The 18,140-nt window shown below is 71.6% G+C and carries 19 protein-coding genes and 1 tRNA gene; 13 read left to right on the top strand and 7 right to left on the bottom strand.

Going from position 1 to position 18,140, the window contains the following annotated elements; translation table 11 throughout:
* Positions 1–53 precede the first annotated feature (53 nt).
* Positions 54–524: a large conductance mechanosensitive channel protein MscL gene (gene mscL, locus ACMATS_RS22270; RefSeq protein ID WP_414168810.1), complete on the top strand. Its 471-nt coding sequence runs from the start codon at positions 54–56 to the stop codon at positions 522–524.
* 124 nt (positions 525–648) lie between these two features.
* Here mscL and ACMATS_RS22265 read toward each other — a convergent pair whose 3' ends face one another.
* Entirely contained in the window at positions 649–816 is a 168-nt protein-coding gene (locus tag ACMATS_RS22265) for a hypothetical protein (RefSeq protein WP_390779981.1), read from the bottom strand.
* 63 nt (positions 817–879) lie between these two features.
* Between ACMATS_RS22265 and ACMATS_RS22260 the strand changes: the two genes are divergently transcribed.
* Together ACMATS_RS22260 and ACMATS_RS22255 are read left to right on the top strand one after the other, a co-directional pair.
* Complete coding sequence (locus ACMATS_RS22260) at positions 880–2,046, top strand: low temperature requirement protein A (RefSeq protein ID WP_414168809.1); 1,167 nt, start codon at positions 880–882, stop codon at positions 2,044–2,046.
* A gap of 12 nt (positions 2,047–2,058) precedes the next feature.
* Positions 2,059–3,153: a P1 family peptidase gene (locus tag ACMATS_RS22255; RefSeq protein WP_390779979.1), complete on the top strand. Its 1,095-nt coding sequence runs from the start codon at positions 2,059–2,061 to the stop codon at positions 3,151–3,153.
* 193 nt (positions 3,154–3,346) lie between these two features.
* Here ACMATS_RS22255 and ACMATS_RS22250 read toward each other — a convergent pair whose 3' ends face one another.
* On the bottom strand, positions 3,347–4,837 hold the full coding sequence (locus ACMATS_RS22250; protein WP_391149803.1) for an MFS transporter: 1,491 nt from the start codon (positions 4,835–4,837) through the stop codon (positions 3,347–3,349).
* 96 nt (positions 4,838–4,933) lie between these two features.
* Between ACMATS_RS22250 and ACMATS_RS22245 the strand changes: the two genes are divergently transcribed.
* On the top strand, positions 4,934–5,902 hold the full coding sequence (locus ACMATS_RS22245) for a helix-turn-helix transcriptional regulator (RefSeq protein WP_390779977.1): 969 nt from the start codon (positions 4,934–4,936) through the stop codon (positions 5,900–5,902).
* Between the two features lie 87 nt (positions 5,903–5,989).
* Here the strand turns inward: ACMATS_RS22245 and ACMATS_RS22240 are convergent, their stop codons facing one another.
* Complete coding sequence (locus tag ACMATS_RS22240) at positions 5,990–6,991, bottom strand: RNA polymerase sigma factor RpoD/SigA (RefSeq protein WP_414168808.1); 1,002 nt, start codon at positions 6,989–6,991, stop codon at positions 5,990–5,992.
* Between the two features lie 388 nt (positions 6,992–7,379).
* Here ACMATS_RS22240 and ACMATS_RS22235 point away from each other — a divergent pair, with 388 nt between their 5' ends.
* Positions 7,380–7,814, top strand: coding sequence for a hypothetical protein (locus ACMATS_RS22235; RefSeq protein ID WP_414168807.1), 435 nt, complete (start codon positions 7,380–7,382; stop codon positions 7,812–7,814).
* 70 nt (positions 7,815–7,884) lie between these two features.
* Here the strand turns inward: ACMATS_RS22235 and ACMATS_RS22230 are convergent, their stop codons facing one another.
* The gene (locus tag ACMATS_RS22230; RefSeq protein WP_390779974.1) at positions 7,885–8,661 is read right to left on the bottom strand and encodes a dioxygenase; all 777 of its coding nucleotides are present in this window, start codon (positions 8,659–8,661) and stop codon (positions 7,885–7,887) included.
* 113 nt (positions 8,662–8,774) lie between these two features.
* Between ACMATS_RS22230 and ACMATS_RS22225 the strand changes: the two genes are divergently transcribed.
* On the top strand, positions 8,775–9,287 hold the full coding sequence (locus ACMATS_RS22225; RefSeq protein ID WP_336412929.1) for a MarR family winged helix-turn-helix transcriptional regulator: 513 nt from the start codon (positions 8,775–8,777) through the stop codon (positions 9,285–9,287).
* Between the two features lie 93 nt (positions 9,288–9,380).
* On the opposite strand, the gene ACMATS_RS22220 is transcribed toward ACMATS_RS22225, so the two are convergent.
* Both ACMATS_RS22220 and ACMATS_RS22215 read right to left on the bottom strand, forming a co-directional pair.
* On the bottom strand, positions 9,381–10,901 hold the full coding sequence (locus tag ACMATS_RS22220) for an MFS transporter (RefSeq protein WP_390779973.1): 1,521 nt from the start codon (positions 10,899–10,901) through the stop codon (positions 9,381–9,383).
* 112 nt (positions 10,902–11,013) lie between these two features.
* Complete coding sequence (locus ACMATS_RS22215; protein ID WP_336412931.1) at positions 11,014–11,643, bottom strand: TetR/AcrR family transcriptional regulator; 630 nt, start codon at positions 11,641–11,643, stop codon at positions 11,014–11,016.
* Between the two features lie 212 nt (positions 11,644–11,855).
* On the opposite strand from ACMATS_RS22215, the gene ACMATS_RS22210 reads away from it, so the two are divergent.
* The 5 genes from ACMATS_RS22210 to ACMATS_RS22190 all read left to right on the top strand — a co-directional run bounded on the left by ACMATS_RS22210 (position 11,856) and on the right by ACMATS_RS22190 (position 15,531).
* Entirely contained in the window at positions 11,856–13,106 is a 1,251-nt protein-coding gene (locus ACMATS_RS22210; RefSeq protein ID WP_414168806.1) for a M6 family metalloprotease domain-containing protein, read from the top strand.
* Positions 13,107–13,177: 71 nt separating this feature from the next.
* Positions 13,178–13,253: transfer RNA gene (locus tag ACMATS_RS22205), tRNA-Arg, on the top strand.
* A 333-nt stretch (positions 13,254–13,586) separates the two neighbouring features.
* On the top strand, positions 13,587–13,739 hold the full coding sequence (locus tag ACMATS_RS22200) for a hypothetical protein (RefSeq protein WP_414168805.1): 153 nt from the start codon (positions 13,587–13,589) through the stop codon (positions 13,737–13,739).
* 138 nt (positions 13,740–13,877) lie between these two features.
* Positions 13,878–14,489: a response regulator gene (locus tag ACMATS_RS22195; RefSeq protein ID WP_390779970.1), complete on the top strand. Its 612-nt coding sequence runs from the start codon at positions 13,878–13,880 to the stop codon at positions 14,487–14,489.
* Entirely contained in the window at positions 14,482–15,531 is a 1,050-nt protein-coding gene (locus tag ACMATS_RS22190; RefSeq protein WP_414168804.1) for a sensor histidine kinase, read from the top strand. Before ACMATS_RS22195 ends, ACMATS_RS22190 begins: the two co-directional genes overlap by 8 nt.
* Positions 15,532–15,547: 16 nt before the next feature.
* Here the strand turns inward: ACMATS_RS22190 and ACMATS_RS22185 are convergent, their stop codons facing one another.
* A complete protein-coding gene (locus ACMATS_RS22185) occupies positions 15,548–15,862 on the bottom strand; it encodes an ArsR/SmtB family transcription factor (protein ID WP_390779968.1) in 315 nt (104 codons plus the stop codon).
* A gap of 289 nt (positions 15,863–16,151) precedes the next feature.
* On the opposite strand from ACMATS_RS22185, the gene ACMATS_RS22180 reads away from it, so the two are divergent.
* Both ACMATS_RS22180 and ACMATS_RS22175 read left to right on the top strand, forming a co-directional pair.
* Positions 16,152–16,544, top strand: a complete 393-nt coding sequence (locus tag ACMATS_RS22180; RefSeq protein ID WP_390779967.1) for a DUF6542 domain-containing protein — start codon at positions 16,152–16,154, stop codon at positions 16,542–16,544.
* The gene (locus tag ACMATS_RS22175; RefSeq protein WP_390779966.1) at positions 16,534–18,120 is read left to right on the top strand and encodes an LCP family protein; all 1,587 of its coding nucleotides are present in this window, start codon (positions 16,534–16,536) and stop codon (positions 18,118–18,120) included. Before ACMATS_RS22180 ends, ACMATS_RS22175 begins: the two co-directional genes overlap by 11 nt.
* The last annotated feature ends 20 nt before the right edge of the window (positions 18,121–18,140 follow it).

The following is an 18,140-nucleotide window of genomic DNA, read 5'->3' as shown; positions in this document are numbered from 1 at the left end:
AGCCGGATCGGAACCTCACATTCCGGTGTAGGTGCGTACAGAGAGGCTCTCCGGTGAGCGAGAAGAAGACAGGAGTCCTCGGCGGCTTCAAGGCGTTCCTGATGCGCGGGAACGTCATCGACCTGGCAGTCGCCGTGGTCATCGGCGCAGCGTTCACGAACATCGTGAACTCCGTGGTCAAGGGCGTGATCAACCCGGTCGTCGGGGCCTTCGGGACCAAGGACCTGGAGCACTACTCGTCCTGCCTCAAGGGCCCGTGCGTGCGGAACGCCGCGGGCGAGGTGACGGAGGGCGTCTCCATCCAGTGGGGCATGGTGCTCAGCGCCTCGCTCACCTTCCTGATCACCGCCGCGGTGGTCTACTTCCTGATGCTGCTGCCGATGAAGCGGTGGCAGGAGCGGAGGGCTCCTGCAGAGACCGAGGCGAAGCCGCTGACCGAGGTGGAGCTGCTGACGGAGATCCGCGATGCGCTGGTCGCTGCGCGACGGGACGAGGGTCCGGGGGCGGTTCCGGCTCAGCGCTGAGTGCGGGTCGGCTTGGGCTGAGCGCGCAGTTCCCCGCGCCCCTTCGGGGCGCGGTACTGCGACGGCGTGGTCAGGTGCGCGGGGAACTGCGCGACCAGCCACGACGAGCCTGCAGTCGACGCGCTCAGATGTGGTGCGGCGGCTTCTCGTCCAGGAAGCGGGCGAGGTCGCCGCCTGCGGGGCGGTCGCCCCAGCCTCGGTCCGTGTCGTCGTCCGACGGGCGCGACAGCGGGTCGTCGAAGATCAGCGCGGCGGCGGAGGCGGGGTCACGGGGCTCGGGGGCGGTGCTCATCCCTCAAGGGTAGGGCCACGCGCTCCGCGCGCGGGCCGGGCCGCCTGCGGTGAGAATCGGCCCATGAGCGTGCTGCGCCCCATGACCGCACGCGGACGCGAGGAGTCGCACCGCGCCGCGACGCCCCTGGAGCTGTTCTTCGACCTGTGCTTCGTGGTCGCCGTGGCCCAGGCGGGCCGGCAGTTGGTGCACGCGCTCGCCGAGGGACATCCGCAGCACGGCATCCTCGGCTACCTGATGATGTTCTTCGCCGTGTGGTGGGCGTGGATGAACTTCAGCTGGTTCTCGTCGGCGTACGACACGGACGACGCGCTCTACCGCGTCGTCACCCTCGTCCAGATCGCCGGTGTGCTGATCCTCGCCGCCGGCGTGCCCCGCGCCTTCGACCGCGGCGACTTCACGGCGGTCTGGTTCGGCTATGCCGTGATGCGGCTCGCCATGGTCTCGCAGTGGCTGCGGGCCGCGCACGGCTCCGAGGGCGAGGAGCGCGGCACGGCCCTGCGCTACGCGGCGGGCATCAGCCTGTGCCAGATCGGCTGGCTGGGGCTGCTGTTGCTGCCGGGCCACGCCAAGCCGTGGCTGTTCCTGGTGATGGCGGTGCTGGAGATATGCGTGCCGCCCGTCGCCGAGCACCGTCACCAGACGGGCTGGCATCCGCACCACATCGCCGAGCGCTACGGCCTGTTCACGATCATCGTGCTCGGCGAGACCGTCTCCGCGGCCACGGTCGCCGTCCAGTCGGCCGTGGACGAGCACGGGTCGCTGAGCACCCTGCTGCCGATCGCGGCCGGCGGGCTGCTCGTCATCTTCGCCGCGTACTGGATCTACTTCGCCGTGCCCATCCATCTCCACCTGGCCTCCAACAGCCAGGCGTTCCTGTGGGGTTACGGGCACTATCCCGTCTTCGTCTCGGCGGCGGCGGTCGGGGCGGGCATCGAGGTGGCGATCGAGACGGCGACGGGCAAGGCGCACATCCCGACGACGGCGGCCTCCGCGACCGTCACGATCCCCACCGCGCTGTTCATGCTCACGGTGTGGCTGATCCACTCGCGGCACCAGAAGCGCGGCCTCGCCCAGCAGTCGGTGCTGCCGGTCTCGGCCGTGCTGGTCCTGCTGTGCACGTTCGCGGGCGGCAAGGCCGTGCTCGCCGCCGGTCTGGTGGCGGCCGCGACGGTCGTGGTGGGCGTCACTCTCACGACGAGGAGGGCGGCGCGGGAGCGGAGCGCGTGATACGCATGCCCCATGAATGCATTGCTGCGCCCTGGCCCTCGTGATGCACTGACCGACGTTCCCGGTCTCCGTGTGGGACATGCCCAGTTGACCGGCGAGCGGGCCTTGAGCGGGACCACCGTCGTCCTGGCCGAGCCGGGCGGCGCGGTCGCCGCCGTGGACGTCCGGGGCGGCGGGCCCGGGACGCGGGAGACGGACGCGCTCGACCCGCGCAACCTCGTCCAGCGCATCGAGGCAGTCGTCCTCACCGGCGGCAGCGCGTTCGGGCTGGAGGCCGCGTCCGGGGTGATGGCCTGGCTGGAGGACGCGGGCCGGGGCGTTCAGGTCGGCCCGGACCCCGCCCAGGTGGTGCCCGTCGTCCCGGCCGCCGCCCTCTTCGACCTGGGCCGCGGCGGCGACTGGCGGGCCCGCCCGGACGCCGCCCTGGGCCGCCTGGCCGTCGAGGCCGCGGCGCGTACGGAACCCGGGGCGCCGGTGGCGCAGGGCAACGTCGGAGCCGGCACCGGGGCGGTGGCCGGGGGCCTCAAGGGAGGCATCGGCACGGCGAGCGTGGTGCTGCCCTCGGGCGTGACGGTGGCCGCGCTCGCCGCCGTCAACGCGGCCGGTGCGGTGGCCGATCCGCACACGGGCGTCCTGTACGGGCAGCTCTACGAGGGCACTCGGGTCACGTACCCCGAGCCGGAACGGCACGCGGCGGCACAGCGCGCACTGGACGCGGCGCGGCAGGAGTCGGCCCGGCGCTGGGCGGGCTCGGTCCGGCCCCCGCTCAACACCACGATCGCCGTGGTCGCGACGGATGCGGCGCTCACCCGCGCCCAGGCGCAGAAACTGGCCGGCACGGCACACGACGGCCTGGCGCGGGCGGTACGGCCGGTGCACCTGCTGACGGACGGCGACACCGTGTTCGCTTTGGCGACGGGCGCTCGCCCGTTGGCGGAGGACCAATCGCTGCCCAGCAGCGTGGACTTCACGGCAGGGGCCGTGAACGAGATCCTGGCGGCGGGGGCGGACGTCCTGACGCGGTGCGTGGTGAAAGCGGTGCGGGCCGCCGAGGGCGTCAACGGCCCCGGCGGTGTGTTTCCGTCGTACACGGAGCTGTACGGCTGAGCGTTGCGTTCGGCTGCAGGTCGTCTGTGGCTGGTCGCGCAGTTCCCCGCGCCCCTAGTGGTTCCGTGCCCCGTCAGGGGCGCTGGGAACTGCGCGAGCAACCACGGACCGCCCGCACCCGACCGACCAGGGGCACCGCCCCGAAAGGGGCGCGGTGAACTGCGCGAGCAACCACAACGGACCCGCACCCGACCTACTCGGCGGCCGCCCCCGCGGAGCGCTTCGGCAGCGCGAACATCAGCACCAGAACCACCCCCAGCACCCCGGCGACCCACCACATGCCATGCCGGAACGCAGTGGCAAACGCCTCCCCCGTACGCCCAGCGGCCAGCGCCTTCGCGTCCAGCGCGTTGAAGAACACCACCGACACCAGCCCCAGCCCCACCGCATTGCCCAGCTGCTGCGTCGTGTTGATGAGTCCGGACGCCGAACCGGAGTGCTCGCGCGGCACCTCGGAGAGGACGGCCTCGGTGAGCGGGGCGACGACGAGGCCCATGCCCAGGCCCATGACGATCAGCGGCGCGGCCATCTGCCACGGCTTGATGCCCGTCCCGTAGTGGCCGGCCTCCCAGATGTAGAGGAGGACGCCGGCCGCCATGGCGAGCGCACCGGTCTGCAGCACCTTGCGGCCGAAACGCGGCACGAGCTTCTGGACGGACATGCCGGCCGCGACGGAGACCGCCAGCGAGAAAGGGATGCCGGTCAGGCCCGCGCGCAGCGGGCTCCAGCCCAGCCCGATCTGCATGTACAGCGTCCAGATCAGGAAGAAGATCCCGCAGGCCACGCCGAAGGCGATCTCGACGCCGACGCCGGCGGCGAAGCTCTTCACGCGGAACAGCGAGAGCTCGACGAGCGGGGAGCCGTCCTTGCGGGCCTTGTACCGCTCGTAGGCGACGAACGCACCGAAGACGACGGCGCTGCCCGCCATGCAGAGGTAACCCCACAGCGGCCAGCCCAGCTCGCGGCCCTGGGTCAGGGGGTAGAGCAGCATCAGCAGGCCGCCGGTGGCCAGCACCATGCCCACCAGGTCGAGCCGCAGCGCCTTCGGGGCCCGGGACTCGGAGATGTAGCGGCGGCCGAGCAGCAGACCGGCGATGCCGACGGGCAGGTTGACCAGGAAGATCGGCCGCCATTCCAGGCCGAAGAGGTTCCACTGGGTGAGCAGCGCGCCCAGGATCGGTCCGGAGACGGCGCCCAGGCCGACGACGGCGCCGAACATGCCGAAGACCTTGCCGCGTTCGTGCGCCGGGAAGGTGGCGTGGACGATGGCCAGCACCTGCGGCACCATCAGGGCCGCCGTCGCGCCCTGGAACACCCGTGCCGCGACGAGGAGATGGGGGTCGCCGGCTATGCCGCACAGCATCGAGGCGAGCGTGAAGCCGGACATGCCGAGGAGGAAGATCCGCCGCCGGCCGTAGATGTCCCCGAGCCGGCCGCCGGTGATCAGGCCGGCCGCGAAGGCGAGCGCGTAACCCTCGGTGATCCACTGCAGGATGCTGAAGGAGGCGCCGATGTCCTTCTGGATGCTCGGCATGGCGATGTTGACGATGGTGACGTCGACCAGGTCCATGAAGGACGCGGTCATCACGACCGCGAGCGCCAGCCAGCGGCGGCGGTCGGCCGGTGCCTGCTGTGCGGCCTCGGGGGCCTCGGTGGCCGGCGGATCGGTGGCGGTGACGGACACGCGTGTTGCCTTTCGTGCTGATTTTCCGGGGGTGACCGAAAACCTAACCCGGGTATAGGTCAGGTCGTGTCCTACTTCGCTGGCAGGCTGAGTGACATGACGGACACCCCAGCACGGCTGCTGACCCTGCTCTCCCTGCTCCAGACCCCGCGCGAATGGCCGGGCCGCGAGCTCGCCGAGCGGCTGGGCGTCACCCCGCGCACGATCCGGCGCGACATCGAGCGCCTCCGCGACCTCGGCTATCCCGTCCAGGCGACGATGGGCGCCGACGGCGGGTACCGGCTGGCCGCCGGGGCCGCCATGCCGCCGCTCGTCCTCGACGACGAGGAGGCGGTGGCCATCGCGGTCGGGCTGCGCGCCGGGGCCGGGCACGCCGTCGACGGCATCGAGGAGGCCTCGGTGCGGGCGCTGGCCAAGCTGGAGCAGGTGCTGCCCTCCCGGCTGCGGCACCGGGTCGCCGCACTGCAGGCGGCCACCGTGCCGCTGGTCTGGGGTGCGGGGGACGGGGCGACGATCGATCCCCGGACCCTGACCGTCATGGCGGCGGCCGCGACCGGCCACGAGCGGCTGCGCTTCGGCTATCGCACGGGGGACGGCACCGAGACGAAGCGGCTCGTCGAGCCGCACCGGCTGGTGAGCACGGGGCGCCGGTGGTACCTGGTCGCGTACGACATCGACCGCGAGGACTGGCGCACGTTCCGGGTGGACCGGGTCAGCGAGCCCTTCGCGACGGGCGCGCGGTTCACCCCGCGGGAGCTGCCGGCGGCGGACGCAGCGGAGTTCATGAGCCGCTCGATGTCGCGGAGCCAGCCGGTCTACCGGGTCGTGGCGACCCTGCGCGCTCCGGCGGAGATCGTGGCCGCCCGGATGCCGCCGTCGGTCGGCACGCCGGTGCCGACGGGCTGCGGCAGCTGCCGGCTGGAGTTCGAGACGTCCGACTCGCTGGAGTGGATCGCCATGCGGCTGGCCTTGATCGACTGCGAGTTCGAGGTGAGCGAGCCGCAGGCCCTGGTGGACCACCTGCGGGAGCTGGGCGCCCGGCTGGGCCGGGCGGCAGGCGCGTAGCCCCACGCCCAGGAGGACGAAAAGGACCCCGACGCAGGGGGGGAGGCGCCGGGGCCCGTCCTTGGGGTTGCTTCCAGGCTATGCCGTTCAGGCCGCCGCGTCGAACCCCGTGTCGTGGGCCATCTTCTTCAGCTCCAGCAACGCGTGCTTCTCGATCTGCCGGATGCGCTCGCGCGTGAGCCCGTGCTGCTTCCCGACCTCGGTGAGCGTGCGCTCACGCCCGTCGTCGATGCCGTAGCGCGCCTTGATGATCGACGCGGTGCGGTGGTCGAGACGGCCGATCAGGCCCTCCAGCTCCTCGCTGCGCAGCAGGGCGATCACCGACTGCTCCGGGGAGACCGCGGAGGTGTCCTCCAGCAGGTCGCCGAACTGGGTCTCGCCCTCGTCGTCCACGGACATGTTCAGACTGACCGGGTCGCGGGCCCAGTCGAGGACGTCGCCGACGCGCTCGGGCGTGGTGTCCAGCTCGGCGGCGATCTCCCCGTGCTCGGGGTCGCGGCCGTGCTCCCGGTTGAACTCGCGCTGCACCCGGCGGATCCGGCCGAGCTCCTCGACGAGGTGGACGGGAAGCCGGATCGTCCGGGACTGGTCGGCTATGGAGCGGGTGATGGCCTGGCGGATCCACCAGGTCGCATACGTGGAGAACTTGAAGCCCTTGGTGTAGTCGAACTTCTCCACGGCGCGCACCAGGCCCGCGTTGCCCTCCTGGATGAGGTCGAGCAGGGGCAGTCCGCTGCGCGGGTAGCGCCGGGCCACGGCGACCACCAGGCGGAGGTTGGACTTGATGAAGACGTCCTTGGCGCGGGCGCCCTCGGCGGCTATGGCCTCGAGCTCCTCGTGCGAGGCGCCTGCGGCCTGGGCATCGTCCTCCAGGCCGTCGAGGATCTGCCGGGCGTAGACGCCCGCCTCGATGGTCTGCGAGAGCTCGACCTCCTTGGCGGCGTCGAGCAGGGGCGTACGCGCGATCTCGTCGAGGTACATGCCGACCAGGTCGCGATCGGCGATCTCCCCGCCCGAGGCGCGAACACTGCTGGCCTCGTCGGCCCCCGGAGAGGCGGTCTTACGACGGGCGACGGCACGGGTTGCCATGCGTGCTCCCTTGCGATGAGTGGGTCGCGGGATGGAGACGGTGCCCCTGACGGGTGGCCGTCCGAAGGAAACAACGGCTGGAATCAGGACAGAATTCCCAGGGACGTCTTCTTTTTTGTGATCATGCAGTACCCTGTCCGGCCGCAAGGGGCCCGCTGGGCGTCACAGCCGGGAAAACCGCAGGTCGGACGCGGACTCGGCCAGGGGCGAACCGGCGGGCGGCGCTGCCCCTCGGCCCTCGGCGGGTTCCGGTTCCTGCCCCCGTAGACGCCGTGCACCGGCCGCCGGTTGCCCGGAAGGCCCCCCGGACGGGCGGACGCCCCGTGATCGATTTGCCGGACCCGCGGGACGGGTGTGCGCTGGTGACATCCGGCGAGAGGAGCCCGTCATGCCGGCACGCGCCGCCCACGAGGGCCCGGGCCCGGTGGCCCGCCACACACACCTTCCGCAGACCCGCCGCACCGCGGAGACCGGTCACGCGGCCCGGTGGGAATGGGCCGCCCCCATCACGGGCGGCGTCGCCCTGGGCCTCTACGCCGTCTTCATCTCCTCGCAGCACGGCGGCTCCACGCTGCACGCGTGGCTGGTGGGCATCGTCGCCGCGCTGGTGTCCATCGCCGTCGGGCACGTCCTGATCCGCGAACGGCACCGGATGGTCGCCGAGGTGCGCGCCACGGCCTTCGGCGCGCTCTTCGGCATCTCCATGGGCTTCCTCTACAGCCTGGCCGGGCCGACCGCGCTCCGGGCGTCGGAGATCGGGCTCCTGATGGGGCTGGGGATGGGTCTGGTCTCGTACTACGTCTTCTACCTGCACGAGCACTGAGCGCGGAACCGCGCCCCGAAGGGGCGCGGGGAACTGCGCGACCAGCCACAACGGACCCGCACCCGAACCGTCACCCGAACTGAACGGACCGCTTCGCGAGCCCAGCCCAAAAACCATCGATCACGTTTCGCCCGCGCTCGCCCTCGGCCGCGCCGAGCGTGACGAAGAGCGGCGCAAAGTGCTCGGTGCGCGGATGCGCAAGCGCGGCGGCGGGCGCGGCATGCGCGAAGTCCAGCAGCGCATCGACGTCCTGCGCGTCCAGGGCCTCGCGCCCCCACGCGTCGAACTCCGCCGACCACGCGGGCGGCAACGGCCCGGCATGCCGCAAGGCAGCCAGGTTGTGGGTGAAGAAGCCGCTGCCGACGATCAGTACGCCCTCGTCGCGCAACGGCGCGAGCCTGCGGCCCAGTTGCAGCAGCCGCTGCGGGTCGAGCGTGGGCATCGAGAGCTGCAGCACGGGGATGTCGGCGTCGGGGTACATCTCGACGAGCGGGACGTACGCGCCGTGGTCCAGCCCGCGGTCCGGCAGGTCCTGCACGGGCGTGCCGGCACCGCGCAGCATCCTGCGGATCCGGTCGGCCAGCGCGGGGGCGCCGGGGGCCGCGTACTGCACCCGGTAGTAGTGCTCGGGGAAGCCCCAGAAGTCGTACACCAGCGGCACCGTCGTGGTCGCGCCCAGTGCGAGCGGGGCCTCCTCCCAGTGCGCCGAGATCATCAGGATCGCGGCGGGCCGGGGCAGCCCGGCGGACCAGTCCGCGAGCTGACGGGTCCAGAGGGCGTCGTCGGCCAGCGGCGGGGCGCCGTGCGAGAGGTAGAGGGCGGGCATCCGCCCGGAGGTCGATGACATGACACACTCCCGGCTCACTACTTGAAATCTCAAGCTCCATGGGAGACCTTATCCGGAACTAATTGAAACTTCAAGAAACAAGGTGGTGTGCAGGAAGTGGAACAGTGGATCCCATGACCAACCGACCCGCATCGGACGACATCGCGGAGGAACCGCGCTGGCTCACCGAAGACGAGCAGTCCGCCTGGCGTGCCTACATGCACGCGTCCCGGCTCTTGGAGGACCACCTCGACCGCCAGCTCCAGCGCGACGCCGAGATGCCGCACGTCTACTACGGACTGCTCGTCCAGCTCTCCGAGGCCCCGCGCCGCCGGATGCGGATGACCGAACTCGCCCAGCAGGCCAAGATCACCCGCTCCCGGCTCTCGCACGCCGTCGCCCGCCTGGAGAAGAACGGCTGGGTGCGCCGCGAGGAGTGCCCGTCCGACAAGCGCGGGCAGCTGGCGGTCCTCACGGACGCGGGCTACACGATGCTGAGCCGCTCGGCACCGGGCCATGTGGCCGCGGTGCGCGGGGCGGTCTTCGACCGGCTCACGCCGGAACAGGTCAAACAGTTCGACGAGGTGTGCCGGATCATCGCGACGGGCCTGGAGCCGGAGGGCGCGGACCTGCCCTGGCTGCGCTGACCAGCGCCCCGCAGGGGCGCCGTGGCGAGGCAAGACGAAGGGCCCTTGCCGGAACCAGGGTTCCGGCAAGGGCCCTCGCCTGCACTGCACCGGTCAGTGCGCCATCACCGGCACCGCATCCTCGGCGGCGGCCTCGCCCGCCCCGCCGGACGCGGCGGCGGAACCGTCGCCGCCCGGGCGGTGGTTGACGAAGGTCAGCGCGATCAGCGCGGACAGCGTGAGGATGCCGGCCGCCCACCAGATGGCGGTGGTGTAGCCGTGCACCGCCGACTGGAACTGCAGCAGCTTGGGGTTGGCCGCTGCAGCGGGCGTCATGTGCGACTTGAGGTAGTCGGTGGTCGCGCTCGCGGCGATCGTGTTCAGCAGGGCCGTGCCGATCGCACCGCCCACCTGCTGCGAGGTGTTGACCATCGCGGAGGCGACGCCCGCGTCCCGCGGCTGCACGCCGATCGTGGCGAGGCTCATGGCGGGCATGAAGGCCGTGCCCATGCCGAGGCCCATCAGCAGCAGCGAGGGCAGGATGCCGGTGGTGTACGAGGTGTTGAGGTCGATCCGGGTGAGCAGCACCATGCCGAGGGCGGCGAGCAGGAAGCCCGGGCCCATCAGCCAGCGCGGGGGCACGCGGTTCATCAGCCGGGCGCCGACCTGCGTCGAACCGGTGATCATCGTAGCGATCATCGGGAGGAAGGACAGACCCGTCTTGACCGGGCTGTACCCCCGGGTGACCTGCAGGTAGTAGGTCAGGAAGAGGAACAGGCCGAACATGCCGATGGCGGCGAGGCCGAGGGCGGCGTAGACGCCGCCGCGGTTGCGGTTGGTGACCACGCGCAGCGGCAGCAGCGGCGCCTTCACCTTCCGCTCCACGACCACGAAGGCAAGCAGCAGCACGGCGGCGGCGACGAAGAAGCCGATCGTGGCGCCGGCCGTCCAGCCGTCCGTCTCCGCGCGGGTGAAGCCGTACACGAGCGAGACGAGACCGAGGGTGGCCAGGATGACGCCCGGGACGTCCAGGCGGGAGGAGTTGCGGCTGCCCGCGGGCTCGCGGATGACGGCTATCGCACCGGTCGCGGCGACGATGGCGAAGGGGATGTTCACAAAGAACGTCCAGCGCCAGTTCAGGTACTCGGTGAACACGCCGCCGAGGATCAGGCCGACGGCGCCGCCGCCACCCGCGATGGCACCGAAGATGCCGAACGCCTTGGCGCGCTCCTTGGCCTCGGTGAACATCACGGCGAGCAGCGACAGGGCGGCCGGTGCCAGCAGTGCGCCGAAGACGCCCTGCAGGGCGCGGGCGCCCATCAGCATGGACGTGTTGACCGCGGCGCCGCCGATCGCCGAGGCGGCGGCGAAGCCTATGAGGCCGGTGACGAACGTGCGCTTGCGGCCCCACATGTCGGACACCCGGCCGCCGAACAGCAGCAGCCCGCCGAAGGCGAGGGCGTAGGCCGTGATGACCCACTGCCGGTTCCCGTCCGAGATGCCGAGGTCGGTCTGGGCGGAGGGCAGGGCGATGTTCACGATGGTGGCGTCGAGGACGACCATCAGCTGGGCGAGGGCGATGAAGACGAGCGCTTTCCAGCGCCGGGGATCGGCGTGGGGGGTGGCGTGTGACATGGCGGGGCCTATCTGGCGTGGCGGGGTGCGAAATCTGCGAAGGACCGGGGCTGTTGGAGAACGATGACACGAGGCACTGACAACGGGCCGGGCAACGGCCCGGCCTGCGGCCTCACTTCTGGCGCAGGTCCTCCAACGTGACGGCGGCACCGGGGAGCTGGGAGCGGGCGGGGGCCATCAGCCCGTCGAGGAAGATCTGCAGGTGCCGGTGCACGAACTGGTCGAAGTCCATGCAGCCGGTCCCCGGCAGGGGTCTGGTGAGCTGGGTGATGGCCACCATCAGATCGCCGACGGAGATGTCGGCGCGGAGCTGGCCGGCCTCGCGGGCGGCGGCCATGAGCGCCTCGATCCCCTGGTCGAGCCGCTCGCGCGCCGCGACGTGCTCGACGTGGCTCTTGTCGACGCCCTCGGCGAGCAGCGGGCAGAGCGCCCCGATCCGCTCGTCCGCCGCGGCGTGGACGAAGCGCCTCAGCGCCAGGAAGGCATCGGGCTCCTCGGCTCGTGCCGTCTCGGCGCGGTCCGCGAGACGGGCCATGACCGAGAGGGTGACGTGGTGGATCAGCTCGCGGCGGTCCGCGAAGTGCCGGTACAGCGTGGCATTGCCGACCCCGGCGCGTCGAGCGATTTCATCGAGCGAGGACTCGGCGCCGTGCTCGACGAGCGCCTCACGGGCGGCCGAGATGATCCGCTCGCGGTTGCGGAGGGCATCGGCGCGAAGGCGGGGCTGCGGGACGGCGGCCACGGCGGCTCCTCCTCGGGTGGGATGCGGGTGGGATGAAGATCCGGGGATGAGCTCCCCGTTTGACAGAGACGCTCACTTAAACGGGGAGTGGGTCCCCGGATATTTCGGCGCGGCGGGGTGAGCCGCGTCACACGGCGTTCCGGGCCGCCGGCGTCACGCGTCTGCCGCAGTCCGGGGAGCGGTCCGGCCCGGCACGGCACAGGGTGAAAAGCATGAAGACCCTGGTCGTCGCGGTCATGGCGGTGACGGTGCTGGCGCTCACGTCCCCCGTACCGTCCGAGGCGGACCCGTACGCGCCGGACACCGCGGGCGCCCCCGCGGCGGACCGGGGCCGGCGCCCGTCCGGCCCCTGCGCCCTCCGCACGGTCACCCAGAACGTCTCCGAGGGCGCCCGCACCCCGTACGGCTACGCGCGCTCCAGCGGAACGGTGCGGGCGGTCACCCTCTTCATCGACTTCCCCGACGCCCGGGCCAGGATCACCCCGAAGGAGCGCTACGCGGAGTTCTTCCCGGCCGTCGCCGACTACTTCCGCCACAGCTCGTACGGCCGCCTCGACTACCGCTCGACCCCGTTCCTGCACTGGATCCGCATGGCGCACCCGTACCGCTGGTACGGCATCAGCCGCGGCTCGGCCTTCGACCCGAACCACGACGACGGCTACCACGCGATCTCCAAGGAGATCCTCGCGGCGGTCGACGACCGGGTCGACTTCTCCCGCTACGACCTGATCAACGTGCTGGCCGCCCCCAACGCCGGGCCGCCCGCCGTGCAGGACGTCCGCTCGGTGACCTTCGCCGGCGCCGCCACGGGCCTGGAGACCTACGACGGCACCCCCTTCCGCAACGTCTCCTTCATCTGGAGCCGGCAGACCGGCGACAGCCCGTACCGCGTCCTCACCCACGAGAACGCCCACAGCTTCGGCCTCCCCGACCTCTACACCGCCGGCCGCAGCCGGGCGGTCCGCACGCCCGTGGGCCACTGGGACCCCATGGACGAGGACTGGGGCCCCTCCAACGACTTCCTCGCCTGGCACAAGTGGAAGCTGGGCTGGCTGGCTCCGCGCGAGGTCCACTGCCTCGACCGCCCGGGCACCCGGACCGTCACCCTCGCCCCGACCTCCCGCCGCGGCGGCGCCAAGCTCGCCGTGATCCCCCTCTCCCCCACCCGCGCGATCACCCTGGAGGCCCGCGCCCCCGGCCCCCTGGACCACATGGTCTGCCGCCCCGGCGTCCTGGTCACCACGGTGGCCTCGGACCTCCCCTCCGGCACGGGCCCGGTCCGCGCCTCAGACGCCACCCCCGGCAGCGCGGGCTGCTACACGACGGACCCCAACGTGAGCGCCCCCCTCTCCGACGCCCCCTACCGCGCGGGCCAGCGCTGCACGGCGCCCGGCGTCACGATCGACGTCCTGCGCCAGGAGCGCGACGGCACTTGGCGGGTGCGGGTGAAGCGGTGGGACTGAAGCCCGGCCGATCCACCGCCTTGCCGACCTGCCGCCCGCCCCGGCCCACCCGCTACACTGACGGCTGCCCCGCCTCCGTAGCTCAGGGGATAGAGCACCGCTCTCCTAAAGCGGGTGTCGGCAGTTCGAATCTGCCCGGGGGCACCAGCGCAAGTGCCCCCCGGCCGGTCCCGGCCGGGGGGCACTGTGCATGACGCGCCCCGTCAAAAACACACCCCGGCAAGCGGCCCGGAATTTCTCCGGTCCGCCGACCGGGGTGCATTTTTGACGGGGCGTCATACGTACTCGATACGTGGACTCGGGGAGCCGGAAGAGAACCAGGGGGGTGTGCTCTCTTCCGGCTCCCGGCAAAGGGTGTTCGCATTCCCTTCGACAGTGATTCACTTTTCCCGCCAAGACGGGAAATTCAGACCCTTCGGGACAGAGCTCGCTTTCTAGCCCTGGAACCACTGGAGGGCGTAGTTGAACAGGCCGGTCGCGATGTCGAAGATCGTGGAGAACATCTCGGAACTCTTTTCTCGTGATCACCGGGTGCCGGTGAGCGATGCGGACGAGATGATCGTGTCCGCCCGCCCGACCTGGGACATCCGCACAAGTCCGCAGGATTTCTGCGGGTTCCCCGCAGCAGATTGAAATTTTGACATTCGCTCCCGGAATTCCGCCAGTTGACAATATTGGCCACTACATCGGAAAGTGAATGCAGTCACGGGGGTGGCAAATCAGCCATGTTTTCCCCGTGCCCGAAAGGCTGTGCAGACAATGGGCGGTCCCGTGCGAGTGGTCCTGGCCGAGGATCATCCGACCGTACGCGCCGGAACCCGGGCGTTCCTGGAACCCGAGGGTTTCGTCGTGGTCGGGGAAGCCGCGTGCGAACGCCAGGCGTTGAAGGTCGTCTCCGAGCAGCGGCCCGATGTCCTGATGCTGGACGTGAGGCTGGAATCGGGGCTGGCCCTCAAAGCCATTCCCCAACTCCTCGCAGCCGCGCCGGGGATGGGAATTCTCGTGCAGAGCTGCTACGAGGACCGCGCCATCATCTGCGGGGCCCTGGCCGCGGGCGCCTCGGGCTATCTGCTGAAGAGCAGCCCCGTGTCCGAACTGGTCGTCGCGGCACGGACGGTGGCCTCCGGAGGACGGTACGTCCAGCCCTCGCTCGGCGCCGGGCTGGCCCGCGCCCAGGGCCGGGAGCCGGACCTGCCCCTGCGGGAGCGGCAGGTCCTGGGCCTGCTCGCCGAGGGGCACACCAACCGTGAGGTGGCCGCGCGGCTGACGGTCAGCGTCCGCACGGTGGAGAGCGTCAGGGCCGCCCTGCGCGCCCGGCTGGGCCTGGTCACCAGGGCCGACCTCGTCGCGTACGCCCGGCAGAACAGCTCCGCCGATGTGTAGCGGAAGCACCCGGCAGGCCACCGCACGACAGCCGGGTGCCCTGGGCGCACTCGGCGGCTTCTGCGTCGCGGTCGGCCTCGTCGGCGTCGTGGCCTACCTGGCCAACTTCCTCACCCACGACCGGCTGCCGCCCCGGTCCATCTCGACCCCGAGCATCGCCCTGGCCACCGGCGTCCTCGCGGTGCTGACCTGCGGGATGCGGCGGGCCCGTCGGCTGCTGCTCCTGATCTGCTGCGGGTTCACGGTCCTGAGCGTGGACCGGGTGGCGCACTCCCCCGCGACGGACCACGTGGCCCTGGCGTTCCTGCTGGCGGCATCGGTGTACGCCGTCCCGGCCTGGCCCGAGATCAAGGTGGTCCTCAGCCGGGGAAGCGCCAGTGCCATGGTGGAGCGACAGGAGCACCATGCGGGCCTGCTCGCGGGCGAGTTGCACGACGAGGTCCTCCAGCTGCTGGCACTGACCCGGCGGCGGCTCGACTCGGCCCGTGCACTCGACGACCCCGGTGCGCTGCGTGCGGCGATGCAGGACGCGTCCCGCACCCTCGACGAACAGGCCGGCACGCTGCGCCGCATCATCGCCACCGTGAGCCCGGCGGCCGTCCAGGGGCTGGGGCTCGCCGAGTCGGTCACCTTCCTCGCCGGACAGGTCGCCGCCGAGAACGGCCTCGTGGTGGACGTGGACGTCCAGGGCGACCGGCCCCATGCGTGCACGGGGGAGAGCGGCGTGAATCTCGCCGTCTACCGGGTCGCCCAGGAGGCGCTCACCAACGTGGTGAAGCACGCCGGCGCCCGGCACATCACCGTTGCCCTCGCCTGTCGCGACGAGGGCATCAGCCTCACCGTCACCGACGACGGACGCGGCCTCGGACCGAACCTGCCGAGAGCCACCGAGGGGTACGGCATGCAGGGCATGCGCTGGCGCTGCGAGGCGTACGGCGGCACGTTCAGCGCCAGGACCGCCGCCACCGGCGGCACGGTCGTCCGGGCCGTGTTCCCGCTGCGCAGCTGCCGGAAGATGCGGGCGTCCCGGGACAGGCCGTAGCCGGAACGGGCCCGGATCAGGCCGACAGCCCGCCGGCCTGCGGCGGCCCCATCATCGCCTCCACCACGACCGCCAGCCGCGGATCCGTCACCGCATAGATCTGGTGCCGGCCCTCGCTGCGGGAGCGCACGGCACCGGCGAGTTTCAGCCGGGCCAGGTGCTGGCTGACGGCCTGGGGGCGGGCGCCCACGCGGCGGGCCAGTTGTGTGACATCGCTCTCGCGGCGGGCCAGTGCCCATACGATGTGCAGGCGCAGCGGTGAGGACAGCAGACCGAACTTCAGGGCCGCGGCGTTGAGCGCCTGCTCCGAAGGCTCCCCAGGTGCCGCCATCGGCGTGGCTCCTCCCCCTTCTGCGGTTGCGTTCACGGGATTCCTCCCGGACACCCGCACAGCCTAGCCGGAACACTTGCTACATTGCGCAACTATGCAACCCGGAATGCCCACGGCAGGTCAGCGGGCCGCAGCTCCGAACAGGGCGGCGAGGCCCTCGCCGGACCCGGCCGCCTCCCGTCCCCGCGCGCAAGGATCACGCCGGGTACCGGCCCCTCGGGGCCGGGCGGCGGGGGCGCGCGGCGGAAGAAGCGGAACCGGAAGAACGCGGGCGCAGGCCCGCAGAGCGATGCTGGTCGCTCTGGTGCTGCCGGTGGCCGGAGCCTTCGCCGACGAGCTGGTCACCTCCTCGCTGGGCTGGATCTTCACGCTCACGGCGGCCGCCGGGGCGGTCCTGGCGGCGTGGACCTGCTCGCGGGCGGGCGCCTGGTGGGTCGCGTACGCGCCGCCCCCCGTGGTGCTGCTCGTCACGGTGATCGCCGAGCTGACGGCGGGCCCGAAGGACTCCCAGGCCAAGGGGGCCACCACCGGGGCCGTCCACTGGGCGATCGACGCCTTTCCGGCGATGGCGGCGGCCGAGGCCGCACTGTTGCTGGTGCTGGCGGTGCGGTGGATGCGGGTGAGGCGAAGTGTGACGCCCGGCCGAGGGGCGAGGAAGAGCGGTGCGTACCGTGCGCGATAAACCGGGCGCCGAGCGGCGCACCAGCAGCAACAGGCCCGGCAGCCGCCGTACGCCCCGCCGCCGGGGCGGCAGCGGTCCGCGTACCCCCCGCGGGGTGATCGTCGGACGCACCGTGGCCGGCCTGACCTCGGCCGCCGTGCTGGCGACCTGCGGGGTCTCCTGGGCCGCGTACCACTGGATCACCAGCGGCCTGAACACCTCCGACGCGCTCGGCAAGGTGGGCCGCAAGCACCTCGACAACTCGGTCAACCTGCTGCTGATCGGCCTCGATTCGCGCAAGGACATGAACGGCAACGACCTGCCGAAGGAGTTCGTCCAGGACGAACTCCACGCGGGGTCGAGCGAGATCGGCTACTACAACACCAACACCCTGATCCTGATGCACATCCCCGCCGACGGCGGGAAGGTCCAGGCGTTCTCCATCCCCCGGGACGACTACGTCCAGACGTTCAACGGCGACGGTTCGACACAGGGGCACTACAAGATCAAGGAGGCGTACTCCAACGCCTACACGGGCGCCCGGGAGCGGCTCTACAAGCAGGGCCGGCGGGGCGCCGACCTGGAGGCGGGCAGCCGGGAGGCGGGCCGTGAGGCCACGCTGGCGACGGTGCAGAACTTCCTCGACGTGCCGATCGACCACTTCGCCGAGGTCAACCTGCTGGGCTTCTACGACATCGCCAAGGTGCTCCAGCCCATCCAGGTGTGCCTCAAGCACCCGGTGAAGGACCGGTATTCGGGCGCCGACTTCCCCGCCGGCCTCCAGGAGGTCAACCCCCGGCAGGCGCTGGCCTTCGTGCGCCAGCGGCACGGGCTGGACGGCGGCGACCTGGACCGCACCCACCGCCAGCAGGCGTTCCTCTCCTCGGTCACCCACAAGCTGAAGTCCGAGGGCGTCTTCGACAGCCTGGGCAAGCTGCAGGGCCTGTTCGGCGTGGTGAAGAAGGACCTGGTCATCGACAGCAAGCTGAACGTCATCGACTTCGCGCAGCAGGCCACCAACCTGACCGGCGGCAAGGTCGAGTTCAACACGCTGCCGACGGAGGGCTCGGCCACGCGCAACCACGAGGACGTGCAGCTGGTGAACCCGGAGAAGATCCGGGCGCTGGTGCAGGAGCGGTTCGGCCACGGCACGTCGTCGGCCTCGCCGAGCGCGGGCGGCTCGTCCGCCCCGGCGAAGCCCGCGCCCGGCACCGTCGACGTGCTGAACGGCTCGGGCCGGACGGGCGCGGCGGCCGTGGAGCTCAAGGCCCTGAAGGACGCGGGCTATGCGGAGGGGCATGCGTCCAACACGGCGCCCCAGCCCCACACCACCGTCGTCTACGGCAAGGGCGCGGACGCCGCGGCCCAGCAGATCGCGGGGCGCCTCGGCGTGACGGCGGCCCCGCGGGCCAGCACGACGGTGCCGGAGGGGCACGTGCAGGTGACGCTGGGACAGGACTTCACGGGTGCGCCGGCGGGCGCGAGCTCGTCGCCGAGCCCGTCGGACTCACCGTCCGACGCGGCGAGTTCGTCGCCCTCGGACGACAAGTTCGCGGGTGATGCGGTGAAGGAGGGCGGCATCCCCTGCGTCAACTGACGTGATCAGGATGACGTGAT

Source organism: Streptoverticillium reticulum (assembly GCF_047456005.1).
Lineage (GTDB): Bacteria > Actinomycetota > Actinomycetes > Streptomycetales > Streptomycetaceae > Streptomyces > Streptomyces reticulum.
Note: the sequence above shows the minus strand (reverse complement) of the source record. Positions and strands in the feature narration are given on the sequence as shown.